Genomic DNA, 20,910 nt, shown 5'->3' with positions numbered 1-20,910 from the left:
CGAGTCCTACCGCTGACCAAGGTCGGCCATCAAAGTGTCGGCGACCAGTTCTTCGGCGACGGCGGCCCGGTGGGTGCGCAGGGCGGCGGCCAGGTCCGGATCCCAGGGCGCTTCGGTGATCCTGCCGGGGTCGGGCAGGGCCGCCGTCCCGTCGAGGGCTGTCAGGTAGTCGGCGGTGGACATGCGCCAGGGTTCGGCGTCCACCTTGGACATCAGGTAAGCGGCGATCCGCAGCCCCTCACCGTCGAAGTCGCCGTGGTAACGCAGCCGCGCGCCCGCGTCCCGCAGGGTCCGCAGCAGGCGGATGACGGCGCTGTTGGGCCAGCCGGACGAGCACACCATGGGCGGGCAGGCGGTCCCGAGGTCCCGGAGCGCCACGGCGAGGACGGCGGGGTTCTCGGTGATCCAGACCGTGGCATCGCCCAGACCGGGGGCGGGCGGCTCCTGCAGTTGCCGCAGGGTGATGACGGCCGCCTGTCCGGCGTCGGCCCAGGTCCGCAGTGTCTCGGCGAGCGGCCCGGACGTCCGCGGGCGGAACCCGGCGACCAGCACGGTGGTCGACAGGGCGTCGCAGGCGATCCCGGCGCGTTCCCACAGGTCCCGGCGTTCGGCTGCGTCCTTGGGCGGCGGCACGTCGTACAGGGCGGCCAGCGCGCGCAGCACCAGTCCGGCCAGGCGCCTGGTGCCGTCGAGAGCATGGGTGTCGCCGACGATGTCACCGGCGAAGACCGACAGCGGTGTCGCCTCGGCGGGCAGCGCGGCGATGACGGCAAGGGCCTGTTCCAGCAGCGCGCGGGTGGCGGGGACGGATCCGCCCACCAGCCCGGCCCGTTCGGTGTCGGCGGCCCAGCCCAGCAGGGCCGGTTCGGCGGCGACGACGGGGTGACCGCGCAGCCAGGCCCACAGCGTGTCCCGGTCGCGCCGGTCGGCGACCGGGTCGGTGAACGGGCCGACGATCGTCTCGGTGACCGTCCGCGCGTCCGGTGCTCCCATCTCCGCCAGCCGGGTCTCCAGCCGCGCCACCTGCAAGGTGCAGGTGGCGGTCGGATAGCGGTCCATGCCCAGCAACTCGGCCAGTGCGGTCCGCTCCGCCTCGTCCATGTCCTTGACGGTCACACTCCGGACGGACGTGGTCCGCCGATACCGCCTGTGCAGGGCCTTCCACAGTGGCCGCAGCCCCGGTTCCCGCAGCCGGTCCGGAACCGTCATGAGTCCGCCGGCACGGTGCGGTGGCCGTCCCAGACAAACCGGGCGGTGGTGACGGCGTCGTCCCCGTCTCCGGTGACGAGCTGATGGATGGCGATGCCGTCCAGCTCCCGATAGTCGCACCATTCGTGGTCGCTGGTGAGCACCAGATCCAGGCCCAGGTCGACCAGCAGGTCGAACACCTGCCCCCGGTTGGCTGTGTCGACCCCGACGAACACTTCGTCCAGCAGGATGAACCGGGGGCATTCCGGGTCGGTCTGGTAGTGCGCGGCCACGGCGGCGAACAGCGGCAGGTGCAGGGCGATGGCCTTCTCCCCGCCGGACAGCGCGCCGTGCAGCCTGCGGGTGAGGTCCTGCCAGCCTTTGCCGTCGGCGCGGTCCAGCCGGACGGTGAACGTGTGCCACGCGGTGTAGTCCAGGACCTGCATGAGCTGTTCCTCCCAGCTGGCGGCGGCATCGGACGCCCGGGCGTCCTCCACCCTGTCGCGGAAGAACCGGTACAGCGCATCCCGTTCGCTCTCGGTCAGGTCGGCGGGGTTGCGCAGCAACAGCTCGCGGGCGGCCCGCACGCCGGCGCTCTGTTTCGGGTCCACCTGCCAGACCAGGCGGACGGCGACCTTGGAGGCGGTGCGGACCCGTTCCAGCCGCCGGTTCATGTCGTCGACCAGCTCACCGGCCCGGCGGATCCGGTCGGCCAGGTGCCGCCTGGTGTCTCCGGCGAGGGTCTGGTCGAACAGGCGGCGTTCGGAGTCGGTGATGTCACCGCGACGTTGGTCCCGCTCCCGCCGGAGGGCGGCGCTGAGCTCGGCGGCACCGACCCGCACCCCGTTCATGGTCGCGGTCAGCACGACCACGTCCTCGTCCTGGACCAGTTCCAGGTCGGCCCGGCCGCTCAGTGCCTGCCGGACGTCGTGGAACGTGTCCGAGAGCCTGGCCTGGGCGTCGCGGAGGTTCTTGGGCTCGTGCGGGGTCTTCTCCAGCGCGGCGGCCACGGCGCGGGCGGTGTCCAGAGTCGCGCGCACGCCGTCACCGGGCGCGGACTCCGGCGGCAACCCGGCGTCTGCGGGCAGATGCCCCGAGACCAGATGCCGGAACCGCGCCGCGGCCGCGTCGCGGGCGGCGACGGCGTCGTCACGTCGGCGTTCGACCTCGTCGGCCTTGGCCTGCAGGCCGCTGATCCGGCCGGTCAGCTCGAGTTCCCGGCGGTGCAGATCCTCCATGCGGCGCCGGCAGGCGGACAGTTCGGACTGTGCTCGGGACACGCGCTCGGCGATGTGGCGGTGTTCCGCTCCGAGGGTGGCGTCGATGGTGGCGAGCCGTTCGGCGAGTTCGGCGGCGTGTTGTGCCGCGTCGGCGGCCTCCTGCCGGGTGTCGGCGGCCCTGGCGGCGTAGTCACGGGCGGTCTGCTCGGCGGCTGCGGCGCGCTGCTCGGCGGCGTCGGCGCGGTCACGGTGGTCGATCCAGGACATGCCGATGTCGCGGGCGTTGCGAACGGCGGAACGGACGGCGTCCAGGGCGGTCTCGTCAGTGGGGAGTCCGTGCCCGGCGCCGAGGTCGGTGAGCGCGCGCAGCGCGGCGGTCACGGCCCTTTCCCGGCCGCGCAGCCGGTCCACGGCGTCCTGGAGGGCGTCGCGGGCTTGCGCGGCGGCGTTCTCGGCACTGTCGAGTTCGCGGGCGGCCTCCGCGAGAGGGCGACGCGGTGGCCGGGCACGCAGTTCGTCCTGCAGCGCCCGGCGGTCGGCCGCCAGCGCGTCGGCCGCGGTGTCGCAGGCGGCCAACTCGCCGGTCAGGGCGTCGATCTCGGCGGTCAGCTCCTCGATGCGGCGGCGCCGCGCCCTCTCACGTGCGGTCGCACCGATGAACGCCGGCTCCGTCTTGGTCCAGCGGCCCGTCATCGAGGCCAGCCGCCAGGTCCCGTCCGCGCCCACGGCGGCGGGGTGGTCGGCATCCAGGGCGGTCGGACCGTAGGCGATCCCGGCGAGAACATCACGGACGACGTCGGCGGGCACACCGGAGCCCGGCTCGGGCATCAGGACGTCGGCCAGGTTGCCTCCGGTGGCGGGGCGGGCGAGCAGGGTGACGGCGAACGCGTCGCGCTCGCCGGGCAGCAGCCCGCCGTCCGGGAGCACCCACACGTCCAGCAGCCCGGCGGCATGCAGGGCGGCCTCGATCGCCGCCTGCCCAGCCGGGTCGAGGCTGTCGCGAAACGCCACCAGCCGCCATAGCGGGGCGCCGGGGCGTGTGCCACGGCCCTCTCCCCTGCCGGGCGACGGGTCGGGTTCCAGGACGGCCTGCCGGGTGAGCCGGTCACGTTCGGCCTCACGTTCGGCCAGTCGTGACGCCGCGTCCTCCCGCCGGGCCTTCAGCTCGTGCTCGGTGGTGCCGATGCGTTCCCGGGCCTGGCCGTGGGCGTCGGAGATCATCTGTTCGCACTCGTCGGGGTTCTCGACGGCCTCGGCGAGGGCCACGGCGTCGATCGGGCCGAGCAGCCGGCACCCGCGCGCCCATTCCGCCAGTGCGTCGGCCAGTGCCCGGACCTGTTCGGCATGGGCCGCGCGGGCCTCGGTGAGCCGTCCGGTCGCGGTGTCCAGGCGGGCCTGGCAGGCGTCGCGCCGGGCCTCGGCCTCCTCGCGGAGTTCCACCTCCTGCCGGTGCCGTCCGATGGCTCGGCTCAGCTCGTCGATCTGCCCCTCGCGGGCCTGCACGGCTGCGCGCAGCAGGGTGCGGGCCCGTTCCGGGGCTGCGGCGCACTCGTCGTGCACGGACCGCAGTCCGGCCCGGTCCGCGGCGCGGGCGGCCTCCTGTTCGGCTTGGGCGGCGAGCGTGCGACGGGTGGCGGCATCCTCGCGCGCCCGGTCGGCGTCCTCCCGGGTGCGCTGTGCGTCGGTGTCGTCGCGTTCGGCCGCGCGACGCCGGGTCTCGGCCTCCTGCCGTGCCCTGTCCACGTCCTGCCGGAGTCTGGCCAGGTCGGCGCCTGCCCGGTACGCCTCCGTGTCGCGAAGCGCCTCGATCCGCGCCTCCAGGACGCCCGCCTGCTCGTTGTGTTCGACGATCTGTTCCTTGACCTGCCGCAGCTCCTGGGCGGCCGCTTCCTGCGCCTCGCGGGCCTGCCGGGCGGTGGTGGTCACGCCGTTCATCGTCGTGGTGGCGGAGACGAGGTCGGCTGCGGCGGCGCGGAGGACGCGCTGGGCGTAGGTGCGCTGGCGGACGGCGAGCCGTTCGGCCTGCTCGACGTGCCCGTCCAGGGCCTGCAGTTCCTCGCGCTGGCGGTCGAGGCGTTCGAAGCCCTCGGCGATCTCGCGGATGTCGTCCTCGTCGAGCGGGGGCAGGGCGCTGGACAGCAGGGTCGACAGCAGGCCGGGGTCCAGGCGTTCGGACAGTTTGGGGGTGCGGAGCTGGCGGAGCGAGGCGAGCAGGGAGTCGTAGCGCTGCTCGCTGAGGCCCCGGTAGAGGATCTGCCGGACGGTGGTGCGGTAGGAGTCGGCCGTCTCGTGGGCTTTCCCCGCCTGTCCGATCGCCTTGGCCAGGCGGTCGCGGGTGAGGGGTTGACCCGCCTCTCCGGTCAGTTCCAGGTCGTGTCCGACACGCTGGGTGGTGGTGAAGTAGGTGGTGCCGACGTTCTTGGTGTTGGAGGTGGCCTGCAACCGGACACCGCAGGTCAGCCAGCGGTCCTCACCGGCGTGGTGGAACTCCAGCCACAGGTAGCCGACGCGGGTGGTGCCGATGTGGCCGTCGCCCATCAGATTCCAGTGCATGGTGCGTTCGGAACCGCCGAACGTGGACAGCCGGCTGGGCTTGAGGTTGGCGTCCAGCAGATACGGCAGGAGGAGTTCCAGCACCTTGGACTTGCCGCTGCCGTTGGGGCCGCGCAGCAGCAGCCGTCCCCGGTGGAACTGGAAGACCTCGTCGTAGTAGCGCCAGACGTTGAGGATTCCGGCGCGCGTCGGCCGCCAGCGGGCGGCGCCGGTGTCCTGTGCCGAACGCGGGACGAGCGGGGTGACGGTCATGCTTCCTCCCGCTGAACGGTGTAGCGGTGGGCGGCGGGCAGGGCGTGCACGGTGTCGCCGGCACGGCGGGCCAACCCGAACCGGCACAGCACCGCCACGGCGTCGTCGGCCAGCCGGCGCGGCCCGCCCTCGGACTGGTACGCCTTCGCCCACCGGGGGAACCGGGCGAGCAGATCGGCCGTATGGCGTTCCAGGTGCTCTGTGTCGAGGGGGGCCCGGGTGAGCTGGTCGAGCAGCAGCAGCGCGGTGACCTTGGCGTGGCTGCCGTCATCGGGGAACTTCGTGTCGGTGGCCAGCCCGTCGGGGTCGGCGAGCAGGTAGCCCTCGGCGCGTTCCTCCAGCTCGAACCCTGCCTGCTCGGCTGCCTGGCGGAGGATCTTCCGGCCGGTGAGCGAGGCGGCGTAGGCCGCCTGCGCCGGGGTCAGCTCGTCGCGGTAGACCACCGGGTCGTCCAGCAGCCGGCGGATCAGGGAATGCCGGGCCCACAGCAGCCGCTGCGTGTCGGAGCCCTCGACGTCGGCGCCGTCCATCCCATAGCGCGGTTCCACCACGAGGTCCCGCAGGTCGGGCCAGTCGGTGGGGGCGAGCCTGGACGGGGCGACGGGGGTGGCCAGCAGGCGCATCAGCCGGGTGGTGTCGATCCGGTAGAGGACCTTGGCCTCGGCGCTGCCCAGGTAGGCGTCGGTGGCACCGTCCACGGCGGTCATCGCGCCGTAGTGCTCCAGCAGCCGCAGCGCGTCCACGAACGCGGCGCGCTCCTCCCCGCGCACGGGGTCGAACGCGGGGATCGCGTCGTCGACGGCGGTGGCCTGCACGACCCGCTGGGCCAGCATGCCGATGGTGGTGACCGGTGCCGACAGCGCCTCGGCCGCCACCATGCACAGCAGCGTGTACCGGCGCCGGTCGAACGGGGCGCGGGTGCTGCGGCGGCGGCGCGCCGGCCGGGTCGGGTCGGCGTCGCCGCGGACCTTGACCAGCCGCGCGTATCCCAGCCGGGGTTCGACCAGCAGCCGCCATCCGCAGTTGTAGTCGAACCATTTGACGAGCATGTCGCGCCGTCGCCGGATCAGGTCGAACCCGTCCGGGTCGTCGTGCAGGGAGATCAGCGGCCTGCCGAGCAGCAGCCTGATGCCCCGGGCGATCTCGTCCTTCTCCTCCCGGACGAGCTGGTTGGCCCACGTGCTCACGCCTCGGCCTCCCTGGAGGCGGGGACGGCGATGATGCGGATGTCCACCAGGTAGTCGGGGCCTTGGAAGCGGCCATGCGGGGTGCGCAGTTCGGCGATGCGGTCGTCGGGCGGCGGTCCCAGGCTCACTTCGATCCGTCCGTCCGTGGTGACGGCCCGGCGCGTCCCGTCGCCGCTCGGTGGTGCGGCCAGCGCTCTGCCCAGGAGGCTCAGCAGTCGCCGGAACGTGTCGTGGTCCAGTTCCTCGAACGCCGACAGCTGCAGCGGCCCGCCGGTCGCCAACCGCTGTGAGGCGGCTTCCAGTTCGGCGCGTTCCCTGCGGGCGCGTTCGCGTCGTTCGGCCTTGAGCGCCGCCACGTCGCGCACCTTGGCGGTGCGGCCGACGCGCTCGGTCCGGCCGCTGGTCCGCAGCAGCGCCGACACCTCCACCGGCGGGCTCTCGGCCCAGGTCGCCGTGGACGGGATCGGCTCGGGATCGACGTGCGCGAGGTGGGCGTGCCGTGCCGGATACAGTCCGAACGCCACACCCCACAGCCGGTGGGCGTCCTCCTCGCTCGGCGCGTTCGCGAACCAGCCCGCCAAGGTCCGGAAGTCGGCCGCGGCGCTGGAGGCTCGCCGCCGTGACTCCACGATCCGGTCGAGGACCTGGAGCAGCGACACGATCGCCCGCCGCGCCACATCGTGCAGTTGCCGGACCCGGGGCTGGGCCCCGTCCTGCGGAAGGAACCACAGCCGCAGCCCCTCCCACTTGGCCCGCCGTGCCGCCAGCCAGCTCGCCGCGGGGTCGGCCCCTGGCACCGGCGGCAGGTCCGCCCCGTCCAGCGCCCGGTCGTGCACCACGGTCACCCCGTGCTCCTCGACCGCCGCCAGTGCGTGCGCGATGGCGGCGGCCCGGGCGTCCAGGTCGGTGACGAACTCCTGCAGGTAGGCCACCGTCGCGCTCTTGACCTCGTGGAACGTCGCCAGGTCGGCGCCTTCGGCCCGCAGCAGCCGGTGCAGTTCCCCGTTGAACTGCTTGGTGTTGTTGCGCAGCGCGTCCAGATGCCCTTCCAGTTCGTGCAGCGTGGTGAAGATCCGCCGGTTGCCGGTGGGCGCGTCCTGCTCCAGCAGTCCGGCCAGTTCCGCCAGCCGGTCGGCGATCGCGTCGAGCACTGCGGTCTGCAACGCGCCCGACGACGCCAGCACCGCCAGCGCGTGCTGCACGCCCGCGAACGCCGCCTCGCCCCGCCGGGTCAGCGAGTACTGCAGGTTCTTGCGTTCGTACTCCTCGGCGGTCGCATAGCTGCCGGCGTGGTTCTGCACGGCGTCGAGCAGGCCCCAGGTCACCAGTTGTTCCAGTGCCCGGTTCAGCTCCCCGTCTCCCAGCGGGGCGTGGTACCCGACCGTCCGCAGCCGCTCCCGCACCTGGTCGAACGTCAGCGCCGTCTCCAGCCGCTCGTTCGCCTCCCCGAAGGCGTGCAGCGTCGCGCTGTGCAGGTCGGCGTTCTCCGTGGTGGAGAACCGGAACATGTCCCGCGGAATCCGCGGCGGCCCCGCCATCGTCCCTCCCGGGTGTATCTCAGCCGATCCGGTCCATGCCCTTGAGAAATTCGATGAAGGACTTCAGCGCCTGGGTCTGCTCGTCCCGGATGCCTTCGGGCCGGAAGTGGGTGGCCTCGTTGCGGATCACGCGGACCCGGTCGAGTTTGTCGACGAAGGCCGACCGGGCGATGCCCGCCCAGCCGCAGCGGCTGAACAGGTCGGGATCTTCGAAGATCTTCTTGTAGTCCCCGAACATCAGGTCGTGCACCCCGTTGGTCTTGTTCGGGTAGCGCGCCTTGGCCCGGATCTCCTCCAGCGTGCAGATCCGGTCGACCAGGTGGCGCATCCGCTGCTCGATCTCGTTGATCAGCACGAAGGGGTGGGCGACGTCGACGAACTGGTCGGCCAGGTCCGCCCGGGTGATGATCCCGACCAGCGCGTCCGCATCGTCCTTGACCAGTGCGAACCCCGACGGCTCCATGCGTCGCGTCACGGCGAGCAGGTCCTCGTCGAGACGGGCGGTCGTCGGGCGGGGGTCGTGGGCGGCGCGCACCTTCTGCTCTCCGCGCCCCATGGCGAACCGGACGGACTTCCAGGTGACGGCGCCGTGCAGCCGCCCGTCCTGGACGACGGCGAGCTGGGAGTAGTCGTCGCAGAGCATCAGCGTCTCGGCGTGGTCGAGGGTGTCGTCGAGACCGACGCACTGCACACCGGCGCGGGCGCTGCGCAGGTCCCCCACCGACAGCGACACCCGGACCGGTGCCTCTTCGTCCTCGACCGCCGGCCCGTCCTGCGGCGGGGCCTGCTCGGTGACGGCCGCGACGATCCGCACGCGCAGGCCCGCGTCGGCGAGGTCGGGGACGGTGGTCAGGCCGTACTCGGCGAGGTCGCGCTCGATTTCGTCGATGATCGTGTAGTTGCGCGGCGGGGTGTGTCCCCAATGACCCAGCAGTTCCCGGACGGTGATCTCCACCTGCTCGGCGGGAACGCGCTTGGCGACGTCCTCCAGGAACGCGCGTGCCGAGTCCTTCACACCAGTCCCTCCGCCTCGTTGCGAACGGCGCGCTGGCCCATGGCGCGTTCGATCAGCCGCACCAGTTCCTCCTTGCGGGCCTCGAAGAAGGCGTCGAAGTCGGACGCCCGCACCGCCTGCGGATCGATGAAGTGCGTGACGACGACGTCGTCGAGCCAGTTGGGCCGGATGCCGGTCTCCCGCTCCAGCGCCTTGAGGCCGACCGCCGGCGAGCGGGTGCCGATCGCCTTGGCGGCTCGGTAGGACAACAGGGTCTTGTTGACGACGCTGTCGCAACGCGAGGAGTCGATGCCGTTCTTCTTGCACCACTGAGTCGGGAAGACGCGGTAGATGTCGACCTTGTAGTCGGCGATCTGCTCGGAGGTGAGCGGCTTGTCGTTGTAGTACCAGTCGGTGCAGCCCTGCTGGAGCAGCAGGGCGAACACGCCCTTGTAGGCGGCGCTGACCCGGCTGGTCATGCTGAGCAGCCGCCGGACGACGAAGCGCGCCTCCTGCACCGAGTCGGGTTCCTCGCCACCACGGAGCCAGGCGGTGACCTGCTCGACGTCGCGGGGGAAGCGGCTGTCGGCGGTGCCGCCGTACTGTTCGCCGAACACGCCGCACCAGTACCAGCGGGCGAGCTTGGCACGGGCCTCGGGGGTGTCGGTCTCGGCGCCCAGGATGGTGCGGATGGCCGCCAGCGGCGGGAGCTGCGTCCGGTACGGCAGGCCCTCGGGGTAGTAGACGCACTGGTCCGCCAGGAACCCACCGGCCCACTGCAACGCGTCGGCGATCTCGGGCGCCCACTTGAGGTACTCGTCGAGCTTGAGTTCCAGCATGTCCCGTCGCTTGCAACTGACCGCCGCACCGTCCTTGTGGTACGTGGCGGCCAGGCACACGGCCTGCAGGAAGTCGGTGCTCTCCAGGCTGCTGAGCACGGGGTAGGCGGCCGACAGCCGGGCCTTGGTGTCCGCCCAGTCCTTGGGCAGGTGGAAGTCCTCGCCATGCGCGGTGCTGTAGCTGGAGTCACCGGCGAACGACGCGGTGAGCAGCTCGAACACGTTGAGCGCGACACCACCCGTGTTGACCTTCTCGAACACCGTGCACACGGCCACCTTGGGGGTGCGCTTCTCCAGCCTGATCATGGGAACGGCGTAGCCGATCACGTTCTCCAGCACCGCTTTGCGGAACGCTTTCCACGCTTCCCGCCGCTCAGGGCCTCCGGAGTTGTTGTATATCCACTGCCAGTCTTCTGTCTCGTCACTGTCGAACACCAGGTGAAGCGGAAAGAAGCCCTGCTCGCACTCCAGTTCGCGGGTGGTCAGGTCCAGCCCCGGCCGCTTGCCCCGAGCAGGAATGATCTTGCTTTCCGGAACCGACCGGATGGCGCTCTCCCGGTCAGCCTTGGGGTCGATGGCCTTGGCGATCTCGATGTAGTACCACTGCCGCAGCTTGTCGCCTCGCTGATCCTCGGTGTCCACCGGCCGACCGGACCGCAGCGCCTGGTACAGCGAGGTCATCCGCTGCTGGCCGTCCAGCAGCAACTGCCCCGGTTTACGGCCGTCCAGAACCTCCACCCCCGCCACGGGCCGTGCCTTGAACTCTCCCCCCGGACCTCCGGTCTCCAGCGTCATGATCACGCCCATGGGATAGTTCATGGTCACCGTGGCGAGGATCGACACGATGCGCTCGTCGTCCCATTTCCATTCCCGCTGGAAGTCGGGAAGCTGGATGTGACCTGTGGCGACATCGTCGAGGACTTCCCTGAGCGGCCAGCTGTCAAGTGCCACGCTGTTCCTCCCCATACCAGCGGTCAGAGCACCGGTCGAAACGCTACCCGCCGCACACGTCCCGTGTACTACATTTTCACGGGAACCGTCTGACACATACGGGCCGCAAACGGGGGCCGTCCGCCGTAAGCTGTCCTCTGCCACTGAGCAGCAGGAGCAGAGGGGGAGCCGGGTTGACCAACCGGTGGTGGGGGCCTCGGTCGGATTTCCCGTGGGAGGAGGAGGCGCTCGCCCACATCCGGGAGCGGATGCCGCAGGTCGAGCCGTACCGGGCCTGGCAGTCGTTCGACTTCACCGCCAAGTCCGGCCACGTCCACCAGGTGGACCTGCTGATCGCCACCCGCGCCGGCCTGTTCCTGGTGGAGATCAAGAGCCATCCGGGCCGGGCCACCAACAGCGGCTCCACCTGGATCTTCCACGGCGAGGACCGCACCCGCACCCTGGAGAACCCGCTCTACCTGACCAATCTCAAGTGCAAGCAGCTCCGTGAGCAGTTGGAGTGGGCGCGCGACGAGCTGGGGCTGCCGCGCACCGTGCGCATCCCCTACATCCGCCCGGCGATCTTCCTGTCGGCGCCGGATCTGGTGTGCGCGTTCGACGACGTGCAGAAGACCAACGTCTACGGCCGGGACGGGCTGGAGGACCGCACCGGCCTGCCGGGCATCTGGACGGGGCTGCTGGGCCGCCCGCCGCGCAACGTCCGCGACATGGTCGAGCCTGCGACGTCCAGGCAGCTCCACCGCCTGCTGACCAAGATCGGCATCTCGGGCCTGCGCAAGCACCGCAGGATCGGCCCCTTCGAGCTGGAGCCCCGGGCGTTCGACGCGGGTCCCACCTGGGAGGACTATCTCGCCACCAACCCCGCCCTGCCCGGCGACCGGCCCCGCCGGATCCGGATCTACCTGTCGGAGCTGCGCGCCACCAGGGAGGAACGGGAGTCCGTCCGCCGCGCCGCCCGCCGGGAGTACCTGGCGTTGCAGGGCATCGCGCACGAGGGCATCGCGGCGGCCGAGCAGTTCAGTGACGAGCACGAGGCGGGCCCGGCGGTCATCTTCCGGCACGGCGCCGACTGGCGGCGGCTGGACCACTTCATCGCCGAGCACTCGGGCGACCTGCCGATCGAGACGCGGGTGGAGATGGTACGGCAGCTCGCCGAGGCGCTGGACCACGCGCACCGGCGGCACCTGTACCACCGGGCGCTGGCCGCCCGCAGCGTCTACGTGGAGATGGACGGCCGGTACCCGAGGCTGCGGATCTGCGACTGGCAGGTGTCGGCTCGCCCGTCGTCGGGCTCGTCGGGACGGCCCGGGTCGACCACGTTCACGTCGCTGGGCGCGCACGTGGAGGGGTCGGCCGGCCCCTACCTGGCGCCGGAGTTCGGCAACCCGGACGCCGAGGGGGTGCAGCTCGACGTGTTCGGGCTGGGCGCCCTCACCCACCTCGTCCTGACGGGCAGGCCCCCGGCACAGACCCGTTCGGAGCTGCACACGTGGCTGGCCGAGCACCAGTCACTGGTGCCCTCGGCGGTGTGCGACGACATCAGCCCCTCCATGGACCAGCTCGTCCAGAACGCCACCCAGGTCCAGCCGGTGGACCGGTACGAGTCGGTGCGCGCGTTCCTGGACTTCTTCGAGCTGGTGGAGCAGGAGGTCGCCGCCCCCGCCGGGACGGAGACCCCCGATCTGCTGGACGCCCCCCGCGGCACGGTGGTGGACGGCTGGGAGGTCACCCGCATCCTCGGCAAGGGCTCCACCGCCCGCGCGCTGCTGGTGAGCAAGGACGGTCAGGAACGGGTCTGGAAGGTCGCCCTCAACGAGTCCGGCCGTGAACGCCTGGAGCACGAGGCCGCGCAGCTCCGCCGGGTCGAGTCGCACCTGATCGTCAAGCTGCTCGAGGAGGTGCCGGTCAAGATCGGCCCCCGCTGGGCGCTGGTGCTGGAACGGGCCGGGCAGCAGACCCTGGCGCAGTACCTGCGCGCCCAGGGCCGGCTGACGATCGACGAGCTGGCGGCGCTGGGCCAGAACCTGTTCCAGGCGGTCGGCTTCTTGGAGGAGCAGGGGGTCTGGCATCGCGACATCAAGCCCGACAACCTGGCGATCCGGGAGCTGCCCAGGAAGGGCCGCCGGCTGGTGCTGTTCGACTTCTCCCTGGCGGGGACGACCGACCGGGCGATCGAGGTGGGCACTCCCCCGTACCTGGATCCGTTCCTGGGCACCGACCGCCGCCCGGTGTACGACGCGGCGGCCGAACGGTACGCGGTGGCGGTCACGCTGCACGAGATGGCGAGCGCCGAGCTGCCGTCGTGGGGCGACGGGGTGGCGGCGCCGCGGCTGCTGGATCCCAGCGAGCAGGTGCCGCAGCTCGCCGAGGACAGCTTCGACCCGCTGCTGCGGGACCGGCTGGTGGCGTTCTTCCGCAGGGCGCTGCACCGGGACGCGGCGCAGCGGCACGGCTCGCTCAGGGAGATGGAGCTGGCCTGGCTGGACGTGTTCCGGGACCTGGACCGGGAGCTGCCGGCGACCACGCCGCGGACCGTCCGCCGGCAGCCCGCCGACCCCGACCGGGCCCGCGAGCAGGCCGCCGAGACCGTGACCGCCGACACGCCGCTGGTCCTGGCGGGGTTGACGGCGCGCGCGCTGTCGACGGCGTTGCAGCAGCTCGAGGTCTCCACGGTCGGGGAACTGGTGAAGATCCCGTCCGCGCGGATCCAGCGGCTGCGCGGCGTGGGCCTCGGTCCCCGCAACGAGCTGGTCAAGCGGGCGCGGGAGTGGCGGCAGCAGCTCGCCGTCGCCGAGCGCGCCGCCCCGGCCGCCCAGGCCGAACGTTCGGCGGCGCCGGACACCGATCCCGCGCTGCTGAGCCTGGACGAGGTCGCGGCGCAGCTCGTTCCCAAGGACGTCGGCCGCAACCGCACCGAGGTGCGGATCATCCGTGCGGTGCTGGCGCTGCCGGGCGCGGACGGCACCGCCGACGCCGGGGCCTGGGCGTCGCAGGCGGCGGTCGCCAAGGCGCTGGGGAACGTGACGCAGCCGCAGGTGGCCAGGGCGCTGGCGAGCGCCCGGGTCCGCTGGACCAAGAACGTGCCGGCCGTCACCGCGTTGCGCGCCACCGTGCTGGAGATCCTGCAGGCGCACGGCCGGGTGATGGAGGCCGGGCGGCTGGCCGCCGCGCTGCTGGCCGCCCGCGGTTCGCTGCTGGAGGACCGGGCGGCGCGGCGGGCGCTGGCGGCCGGGTGCCTGCGGGCGGCGGTGGAGACCGAGGAGCACCTGGACAATCCGCGGTTGGCGCGCCGCCGGGCCGGCGGCCGGGTGCTGATCGCGGCGGTGGCCGAGGGCGACCCGACCGCGCCGGTCGAGGAGGAGTTGCTGGACTACGCCGAGGCGCTGGGCGCCAGGGCCGACGAGCTGGTGGACCTGCCGGACGCGGCGCCGCTGCCGAGCCCCGCCGCGGTGCGGGCGGCGCTGGCCGGGGTGCCGCGCCCGGAGGGGATGCCGCCGCTGTCGGACCTGGACCTGGTGTCGCTGGCGGCCGACGCGTCCCGGAACGCGGCGATGACGGCGCGGCTGGAGCTGTACCCGCGTGATCTGGACCCCCGCAAGGCGCTGCGGCTGGCGCAGGCGGCGAGTTATCTCGGGCCGCCGGGCATCACGCCGCAGATGTTGCGGGAACGGGTGCTGGCCCGGTTCCCCGACCTGGACCTGACCGACGACTCGGTGGAGCTGCTGGGCCTGCTGCGTCAGGAGCTGGGCGCCACGGTGCATTCGGTGGACGGCCGGCTGGTGCTGCCGACCAGGGGCGGGTTCACCACGTTCGGCAGCCGGCAGCTTCCCGGCCCGGCCACCCGGATGGCCGCCGCGACCCCGGACGAGGAGACCCGGCGGCGGCTGGCGGGGGCGGCCGGGCAGGGCGGGTTCCTGGCGGTGAAGGTGTGGCTGGACGAGGCCGCCGCCGCCCCGGCCGTGCTGGCGGACCTGCCGGGCGTCACCGGCCTGAACGTCACCGAGGCGTTCGTCACCACGCTGCGGGGCATCGTGGAGGAGCGCGGCAGGCCGCGCTGGGAGACGGTGCTGGCCGCCGACCGGCCGGACGCCTCCCCCGCCGCCCGCACCGGCTTCGCCCGTCTGGTCGAGGCGGTGTGGGAACGGCTGGAGGCCCGCGTCCGCGCCGCCGAGGGCACGGTGCTGCTGCACGACGCCGCCCCGCTGACCCGCTACCAGGGCGGGATGGACCTGCTGACCCGCCTCAAGGTCGCCGCCCGCGACCCCGCCGAACGTCCGCACGGGCTGTGGCTGCTGTGCCCGATGGCCGATCCGCGGCAGGAGGCGGCGCTGGACCGCCTGCCCGTCGGCGCGATGGGCGAGAATGAGCAGCTCACCGTCCCCAGTGGTTTCTTCGCACGTCCCGATCTCAGGAGGGCTTTGTGATCGACCCGGCCGCCCTGCTCGCCGACCTGAGGCCCCAGGTCCGGGCACTGGAGAACGATCTCCGCGAACGGGCCGCCGAGGTGGCGGACTACGACGCCGCGCTGCGCGCCGAGTGGAAGGAGGCGCAGCGGCGTTCGCGGACGGCGGCCGTCTACGAGTCGTGGCTGGAGGAGCGGGTCACCCAGGCGGCGGTCGCGTGGGTGCTGGGCACGGTGTTCCTGCGGTTCTGCGAGGACAACGAGCTGATCGACGACCCGTACCTGGCGGGTCCGGGGGAACGGCTGGAGCAGGCCAAGGACCGGCAGCGGGTGTTCTTCGAGCAGCCGGAGAACGCCACCAAGACCGACCGGGAGTGGATCGCCGAGGGGTTCGCGGCGATGGGCGAGGCGTCGCCGGTCGCCCGCCGCCTGTTCGACGAGGCGCACAACCCGATGTGGCGGATCACCCCGTCGCTGGAGGCGGCCAAGGCGCTCATCGACTTCTGGCGGCGCACCCGCACCACCGATGAGGGTGTGGCGTTGGTCCACGACTTCACCGACCCGGAGTGGGACACCCGGTTCCTCGGCGACCTGTACCAGGACCTGTCCGACCACGCCCGCAAGACGTACGCGCTGCTCCAGACGCCGGAGTTCGTGGAGGAGTTCATCCTCGACCTGACGCTCAAGGAGGCGATCGACGAGTTCGGTCTGGACCCGGAACCGCCGGAGGCGTGCCCGCCGGAGCTGGAGCTGCCCCGGGGCCTGCGGCTGATCGACCCGACCTGCGGCTCGGGCCACTTCCTGCTGGGGGCGTTCCATCGGCTGCTGGCCGAGTGGGAACGCAGGGCGCCGGGCGCCGACCGGTGGGTGCTGATCAACCGCTGCCTGTACAGCGTGCACGGCGTCGACAAGAACCCGTTCGCGGTGGCGATCGCCCGTTTCCGGATGCTGATCGCCTGCATGCGCGCGGGTGGTGTCCGCCGTCTGGCGGACTCCCCCGACTTCCTGATCAACATCGCGGTCGGCGACTCGCTGCTGCACGGCCGCGATGCCTACGGCATGATCCAACGGACACTCGATGGAGAAGACGGGCCGTTCTTTTACGCCACAGAAGACGTACTTGAATACGCCAAGTCCGTCGACATCCTCGGAGTCGGCAGCTACCACGTCGTTGTGGGCAACCCACCCTACATTACTGTCAAAGACAACGACGAAAAACTGAATTACCGCAAGGCTTATAAGAGCTGCTCTGGCCAGTACGCTCTGTCTGTACCGTTCGCTGAGCGATTCTTTCAACTCGCAATCCGAGGCGGCCAGGACAGGCAGGGATCAGGCTACGTCGGCCAGATCACTGCCAACTCCTTCATGAAGCGAGAGTTCGGCAAGAAGCTCATCGAAGAGTTCTTCCACACCATTGAGCTGACACACGTCATAGATGCGTCTGGCGCATTCATTCCAGGCCATGGAACACCAACTGTCATCCTCATCGGACGCCGCGTGTGGCCTCGCGACCGCCCTGTACTCGCCGTCCTCAGTATCCGCGGCGAGCCCGCACCACCCAGCGATCCAGCGAACGGCGAAGTCTGGCGATCAATCGTCAACCAGATAAGGGAGCCGGATCCCAACAATCCGTGGGTGACCGTCGCATATCTTCCTCGCGAACGTTTCACACATCATCCGTGGAGCCTAGGTGGCGGCGGACTGGGGGAACTACGTAAATTTCTAGAGGACGGCACCAGTCGCACTATAGCTTCCACAGTAGACAGCATTGGCTTCAACCTAGTCACCCGGGAAGACGACGCCTTCATGCGTGGCGCTGGTGCACTTCGACGAATAGGCGCCCAACCACAGCATTGCCGCCTGCTCACAGAAGGACAAATGGTGCGCGACTGGGGCTTTAACGGCGGCACACTGTCACTATTCCCCTACAACCCGACCACACTGAAGGCCGAGATATCAACAAAAGAAGAGAGGGCACTCTGGCCTCTACGAACCCCCCTTAAGAACCGAAAAGCGCTTTCAGGTACCCAGGAAGAACAAGGACTCCAGTGGTACGAATACTCAAGCTTCTCACCCTCTAGGACTTCCTCCAAGTTCCTCATTGCATTCTCCTTCGTAGCCACTCATCCCCATTTCTCCTTGCGGACAGATGGGCGGGCGTTCATACGAACTGCTCCAGTGATCAAGCTACCAACGAACACCGACGAGAGCACTCACCTCGGCATACTTGGAGCCCTCAATAGCTCTGCCGCATGCTTTTGGCTCAAGATGGTCAGCCACGACAAGGGGGCACAAGGAGTAAATGAAGGCTTCAAGTCACAGGAGTGGGAACGGTTCTACGAGTTCACAAGCACTAAGTTGCTAGACTTTCCCCTACCCCAACAACTTCCAGCAAGTTACGCGAGGCAACTCAACAATCTGGCACAGCAGGCAGCCGCGTTTGAGCCGTCACAGACATGCAAACGAGCGGTTCCCACTGCGGCAACAATCGAAGGCGATCAACAACAATATGCAGAATTGCGAGAGCGAATGATTGCCCTGCAGGAGGAGTTGGACTGGGAGGTCTACCGGCTGTACGGGCTGCTGACCGACGAGGAGGCCGCCGAGTTGGTGGCTGATCCGGAAGCGGTGCCGGAGGTCCGGTTGGGGGAACGGGCCTTCGAGATCGTGTTGGCGCGGAAGGTGGCTGCGGGGGAGACGGAGACGCAGTGGTTCGCGCGGCACGGGTCCACACCGATCACCGAGGTGCCCTCACACTGGCCGGAGGAGTACCGGCGGGTCGTTGAGAAGCGGATCGAGGTCATCGAGCGGCGGCCCAAGACGATCGGGCTGATCGAGCGGCCGGAGTACAAGCGGCGGTGGGCTTCGGAGCCTTGGGACAAGAAGGTCGAGAAGGCTCTCCGGGAATGGCTGCTGGATCGGTGTGAGGACGAGGGGCTGTGGTTCCAGCTTGATGACTCGGGGGTCCGGCAGCCTCGGGTGATGACGGTGGCTCGGCTGGCGGACCGGCTGCGGGACGATGAGGACTTCCAGTCGGTGCTGCGGTTGTACGCGGGGGACGACGCCGAGCCGGTGAAGGTGCTCGCCGAGATCATCGATGGGGAGCATGTGCCGTTCCTTGCCGCGCTTCGCTACAAGGACAGCGGGCTGCGGAAGCGGGAGCAGTGGGAGAAGACCTGGGAGTTGCAGCGTCAGGAGGACGCGACCGGGGAGCGGTTGGACATTCCGGTGCCTCCCAAGTACGTGAGCGGTGACTTCATCAAGGGGTCGTACTGGTCCAATCGGGGGAAGCTGGACGTTCCCAAGGAGCGGTTCATCTCGTATCCGGGTGGGAGTCCGGACGGTGACGGGTCGTTGCTGCTCGGGTGGGCCGGGTGGGACCACCGGCAGCAGGCTCATGCGCTCGCAGTGCTGATCGAGGAGCGGACTTCTCGGGACGGGTGGGACAAGGAGCGGCTTGTTCCGCTGATCGCGGGGCTCGCCGAGGTGATGCCCTGGGTGCGGCAGTGGCATGGGGAGGTCGATCCGGCGTTCGGGATGAGCCCGGCCGACGCCTACGACAGCGTTCTCGAAGAGCACATGCGGCGGCATGGGCTCTCCTTCGAAGACCTGAAGGGGTGGCGGCCTCCCAAGAAGAGGGGCGGCCGGAAGAAGTAGGCGTCGGGCCGGGGTCATCGGCCGGATATCGCGAGCAGGCGCCGGCGGAGCCGGGTGCTGTCCGGCGCCTTGATCACCAGATCGCCCTTGACGGCCATCCAGAGGGGGCGCCTGGGGTCGGCGATGATGCCGAAGGTGGGGAATTCGGCTCGCAGGCGGGCCAGGTGGAGGGCCGCGTCGCCGGGGTGTGGTGGGGCGGGAGGCCGGTATCTGCCGGTGTGCGGATCCCGGTCGATCACGGGCGGCTCCCGAGGTGGCCTTTGAGCCAGACCAGGGCGTCGGTGAGGTTGTCGGCCTCGGACACCGGGTCGCCGGACAGGGTGAAGAACCAGAGCCGGCCGTCGTCCTCCTCGTGGGGGCGGCAGGTGAGGACGTCCGAGGCGAGCGGGCCTTTCGGGTCCGGGTTGCGGACCGCCAGGCAGCAGGACATGGGCTCGACCTCGTAACCGTGGGCCTTGAGGTGCACCGCCAGGGCCTCGATGCGGGCTGCGGGGGTGGTCATGCGAGGTTCCGGGCGGTCTCGGCGAGGGCGACGCGCTCGGCCAGGCGGATCTGGGCGTCGCAGAGGATCCACAGTTCACCGAGGTCCGTGGCGGTGATCTCGGCCAGGCAGCCGTTCGCGCGCTGGTATTCGGTCAGGTCGCCCTTGCGGCGGGCGACCCAGCCGTTCTCGTGCCGGTCGGCGTGCCAGCCGGGAGCGAAGGTGATCGTCGTGCTCATCGAGAAGGGCTCCTGATCCATTCGGGGTGGGCCGCACGGCCAGGGGCGGTTCTGGGGGTCGACCCGGCCGTGCGGAGCCTGCGGGGAAATCGGCCGATTTCTTTGACCGATCGCCTGACCAGATAACCGCATGGGGGTTACTCTCAGCCAGAGATGGAAGCGGAGAGCGACACAACGCAGCGTGCGGCATTGCAACCGCCGCACGCTCGTTTACAACCCCGGAAGGCGGATCAATGGCGCGACGCCCCCGAGAGCTGACCCCCTACGCCTCGATCGTCGACTTCTTCGGCGGCGAACTTCGCACAATGCGCACCGATGCCGGGCTCAGCCAGCCCCAGCTCGCCGCCGCCCTCGGCTGCACGGCCACCTGGATCGGCAAGATCGAGACCGCCGAGTGCCCGCCCTCCGAGGCCACCGCGCGGGACCTCGACACCTACTTCAAGACCAACGGCTACTTCTGGCGGCTATGGAATCTCATCAAGGAGACCGGAAAGGCTCTGGCCCTGCCGCACTGGTTCCCGCAGCTCGTCGATCTGGAGCGCGAAGCAACGTCTCGGCAGTCTTTCGAGGCGCAGGTCATCCCAGGTCTTCTACAGACCGAGTCCTACGTACGGGCGCAAATGGCCTTGTGGCACACACCGGAGGTGGTGGAGGCCCGAGTCACGGCGCGCATGGAACGCCAAGCGATCCACCGCCGCTCCAAGCCGCCCCGCATGTGGTTCGTCGTAGACGAGTCGGCGCTACGACGGCCCGTGGGCGGCAAGGCCGTGATGCGTGATCAACTCGAACATCTCATCACTGTGATGACCGAGTGGGCGCATGTGGAGGTCAGAATCCTTCCGTTCGTGGCTGTCAACTACGCATCGATCGACGGGTCGTTCACTCTGCTGAACTTCGAGGACAGACCTGATGTCGGTTACCACGAGGGCCCCGAAGTCAGCCAGGTCATCGAGGATCCAGCGATCGTCGCAGAGTACGCGATGCGGTTTAATCACCTCATGGGTGAGGCTCTGTCGCGGGCCGAGTCCCTCAACATGGTCAAGCGTGCTCTGGAGGACTACTCGTGAACAGCCCTGACACTTGCTCCCTGCAGTGGCGGAAGAGCAGCCGGAGCACCTCCCAGGGCGGCCAGTGTGTAGAGGTCACTGAGCTGTGGCGCAAGAGCAGCCACAGCACCGCTCAGGGTGGCGACTGCGTCGAGGTCGCCGACCTCTCCCCCGCCATCGCCATCCGCGACTCCAAGGATCCCGACGGTCCCCGGCTGACCATCGGCCGGGCGGCGTTCGGCGCGTTCCTCCAAGCCGTGCGCAACGGCGGCCACGACCGCTGACCTGGCCCGCCCGCAGGCTTCACAATGACCGACCCGGTCACCGCCGGCTCGGCGCGGCCCGTCCCGGATGAGCGCGAGA

General features: G+C 70.3%; 13 protein-coding genes. 4 read left to right on the top strand and 9 right to left on the bottom strand.

Annotation, left to right across the window (positions count from 1 at the left end):
• Nucleotides 1-6 precede the first annotated feature (6 nt).
• The 6 genes from HNR21_RS19430 to HNR21_RS19405 are packed head-to-tail and all read right to left on the bottom strand — an operon-like array spanning nt 7 to nt 10,722.
• On the bottom strand, nt 7-1,209 hold the full coding sequence (locus tag HNR21_RS19430; RefSeq protein ID WP_182706317.1) for a TIGR02679 family protein: 1,203 nt from the start codon (nt 1,207-1,209) through the stop codon (nt 7-9).
• On the bottom strand, nt 1,206-5,213 hold the full coding sequence (locus HNR21_RS19425) for a TIGR02680 family protein (protein ID WP_182706316.1): 4,008 nt from the start codon (nt 5,211-5,213) through the stop codon (nt 1,206-1,208). Before HNR21_RS19425 ends, HNR21_RS19430 begins: the two co-directional genes overlap by 4 nt.
• A complete protein-coding gene (locus HNR21_RS19420; protein WP_182706315.1) occupies nt 5,210-6,400 on the bottom strand; it encodes a TIGR02678 family protein in 1,191 nt (396 codons plus the stop codon). Before HNR21_RS19420 ends, HNR21_RS19425 begins: the two co-directional genes overlap by 4 nt.
• On the bottom strand, nt 6,397-7,938 hold the full coding sequence (locus HNR21_RS19415) for a TIGR02677 family protein (RefSeq protein WP_220500215.1): 1,542 nt from the start codon (nt 7,936-7,938) through the stop codon (nt 6,397-6,399). The genes HNR21_RS19420 and HNR21_RS19415 overlap by 4 nt, the downstream gene beginning before the upstream one ends.
• Nucleotides 7,939-7,957: 19 nt before the next feature.
• Nucleotides 7,958-8,953 (bottom strand): CBS domain-containing protein, encoded by a 996-nt coding sequence (locus HNR21_RS36400; RefSeq protein WP_182706314.1) that lies wholly within the window; start codon nt 8,951-8,953, stop codon nt 7,958-7,960.
• Nucleotides 8,950-10,722 (bottom strand): DUF262 domain-containing protein, encoded by a 1,773-nt coding sequence (locus HNR21_RS19405; RefSeq protein ID WP_182706313.1) that lies wholly within the window; start codon nt 10,720-10,722, stop codon nt 8,950-8,952. The genes HNR21_RS36400 and HNR21_RS19405 overlap by 4 nt, the downstream gene beginning before the upstream one ends.
• A 173-nt stretch (nt 10,723-10,895) precedes the next feature.
• Between HNR21_RS19405 and pglW the strand changes: the two genes are divergently transcribed.
• Nucleotides 10,896-15,146: a BREX system serine/threonine kinase PglW gene (gene pglW, locus HNR21_RS19400; protein ID WP_182706312.1), complete on the top strand. Its 4,251-nt coding sequence runs from the start codon at nt 10,896-10,898 to the stop codon at nt 15,144-15,146.
• The gene (gene pglX, locus HNR21_RS19395) at nt 15,143-18,781 is read left to right on the top strand and encodes a BREX-2 system adenine-specific DNA-methyltransferase PglX (protein WP_182706311.1); all 3,639 of its coding nucleotides are present in this window, start codon (nt 15,143-15,145) and stop codon (nt 18,779-18,781) included. The genes pglW and pglX overlap by 4 nt, the downstream gene beginning before the upstream one ends.
• A gap of 14 nt (nt 18,782-18,795) precedes the next feature.
• On the opposite strand, the gene HNR21_RS19390 is transcribed toward pglX, so the two are convergent.
• From HNR21_RS19390 to HNR21_RS19380, 3 genes are read right to left on the bottom strand one after another with little or no spacing between them, the layout of a single operon-like run.
• Nucleotides 18,796-19,020, bottom strand: coding sequence for a hypothetical protein (locus HNR21_RS19390; RefSeq protein WP_182706310.1), 225 nt, complete (start codon nt 19,018-19,020; stop codon nt 18,796-18,798).
• On the bottom strand, nt 19,017-19,283 hold the full coding sequence (locus HNR21_RS19385) for a hypothetical protein (RefSeq protein ID WP_182706309.1): 267 nt from the start codon (nt 19,281-19,283) through the stop codon (nt 19,017-19,019). Before HNR21_RS19385 ends, HNR21_RS19390 begins: the two co-directional genes overlap by 4 nt.
• A complete protein-coding gene (locus HNR21_RS19380; RefSeq protein WP_182706308.1) occupies nt 19,280-19,501 on the bottom strand; it encodes a hypothetical protein in 222 nt (73 codons plus the stop codon). Before HNR21_RS19380 ends, HNR21_RS19385 begins: the two co-directional genes overlap by 4 nt.
• Nucleotides 19,502-19,734: 233 nt before the next feature.
• Here HNR21_RS19380 and HNR21_RS19375 point away from each other — a divergent pair, with 233 nt between their 5' ends.
• Nucleotides 19,735-20,568 carry a helix-turn-helix domain-containing protein gene (locus tag HNR21_RS19375; protein WP_182706307.1) on the top strand — a complete coding sequence of 278 codons (834 nt, stop codon included), beginning with the start codon at nt 19,735-19,737 and terminating at the stop codon, nt 20,566-20,568.
• Complete coding sequence (locus HNR21_RS19370) at nt 20,565-20,831, top strand: DUF397 domain-containing protein (protein ID WP_182706306.1); 267 nt, start codon at nt 20,565-20,567, stop codon at nt 20,829-20,831. Before HNR21_RS19375 ends, HNR21_RS19370 begins: the two co-directional genes overlap by 4 nt.
• The last annotated feature ends 79 nt before the right edge of the window (nt 20,832-20,910 follow it).

It is taken from the genome of Thermomonospora cellulosilytica, from assembly GCF_014138835.1.
Classification (GTDB): domain Bacteria; phylum Actinomycetota; class Actinomycetes; order Streptosporangiales; family Streptosporangiaceae; genus Thermomonospora; species Thermomonospora amylolytica.
This window is presented reverse-complemented; position numbering and strand designations above follow the sequence as displayed.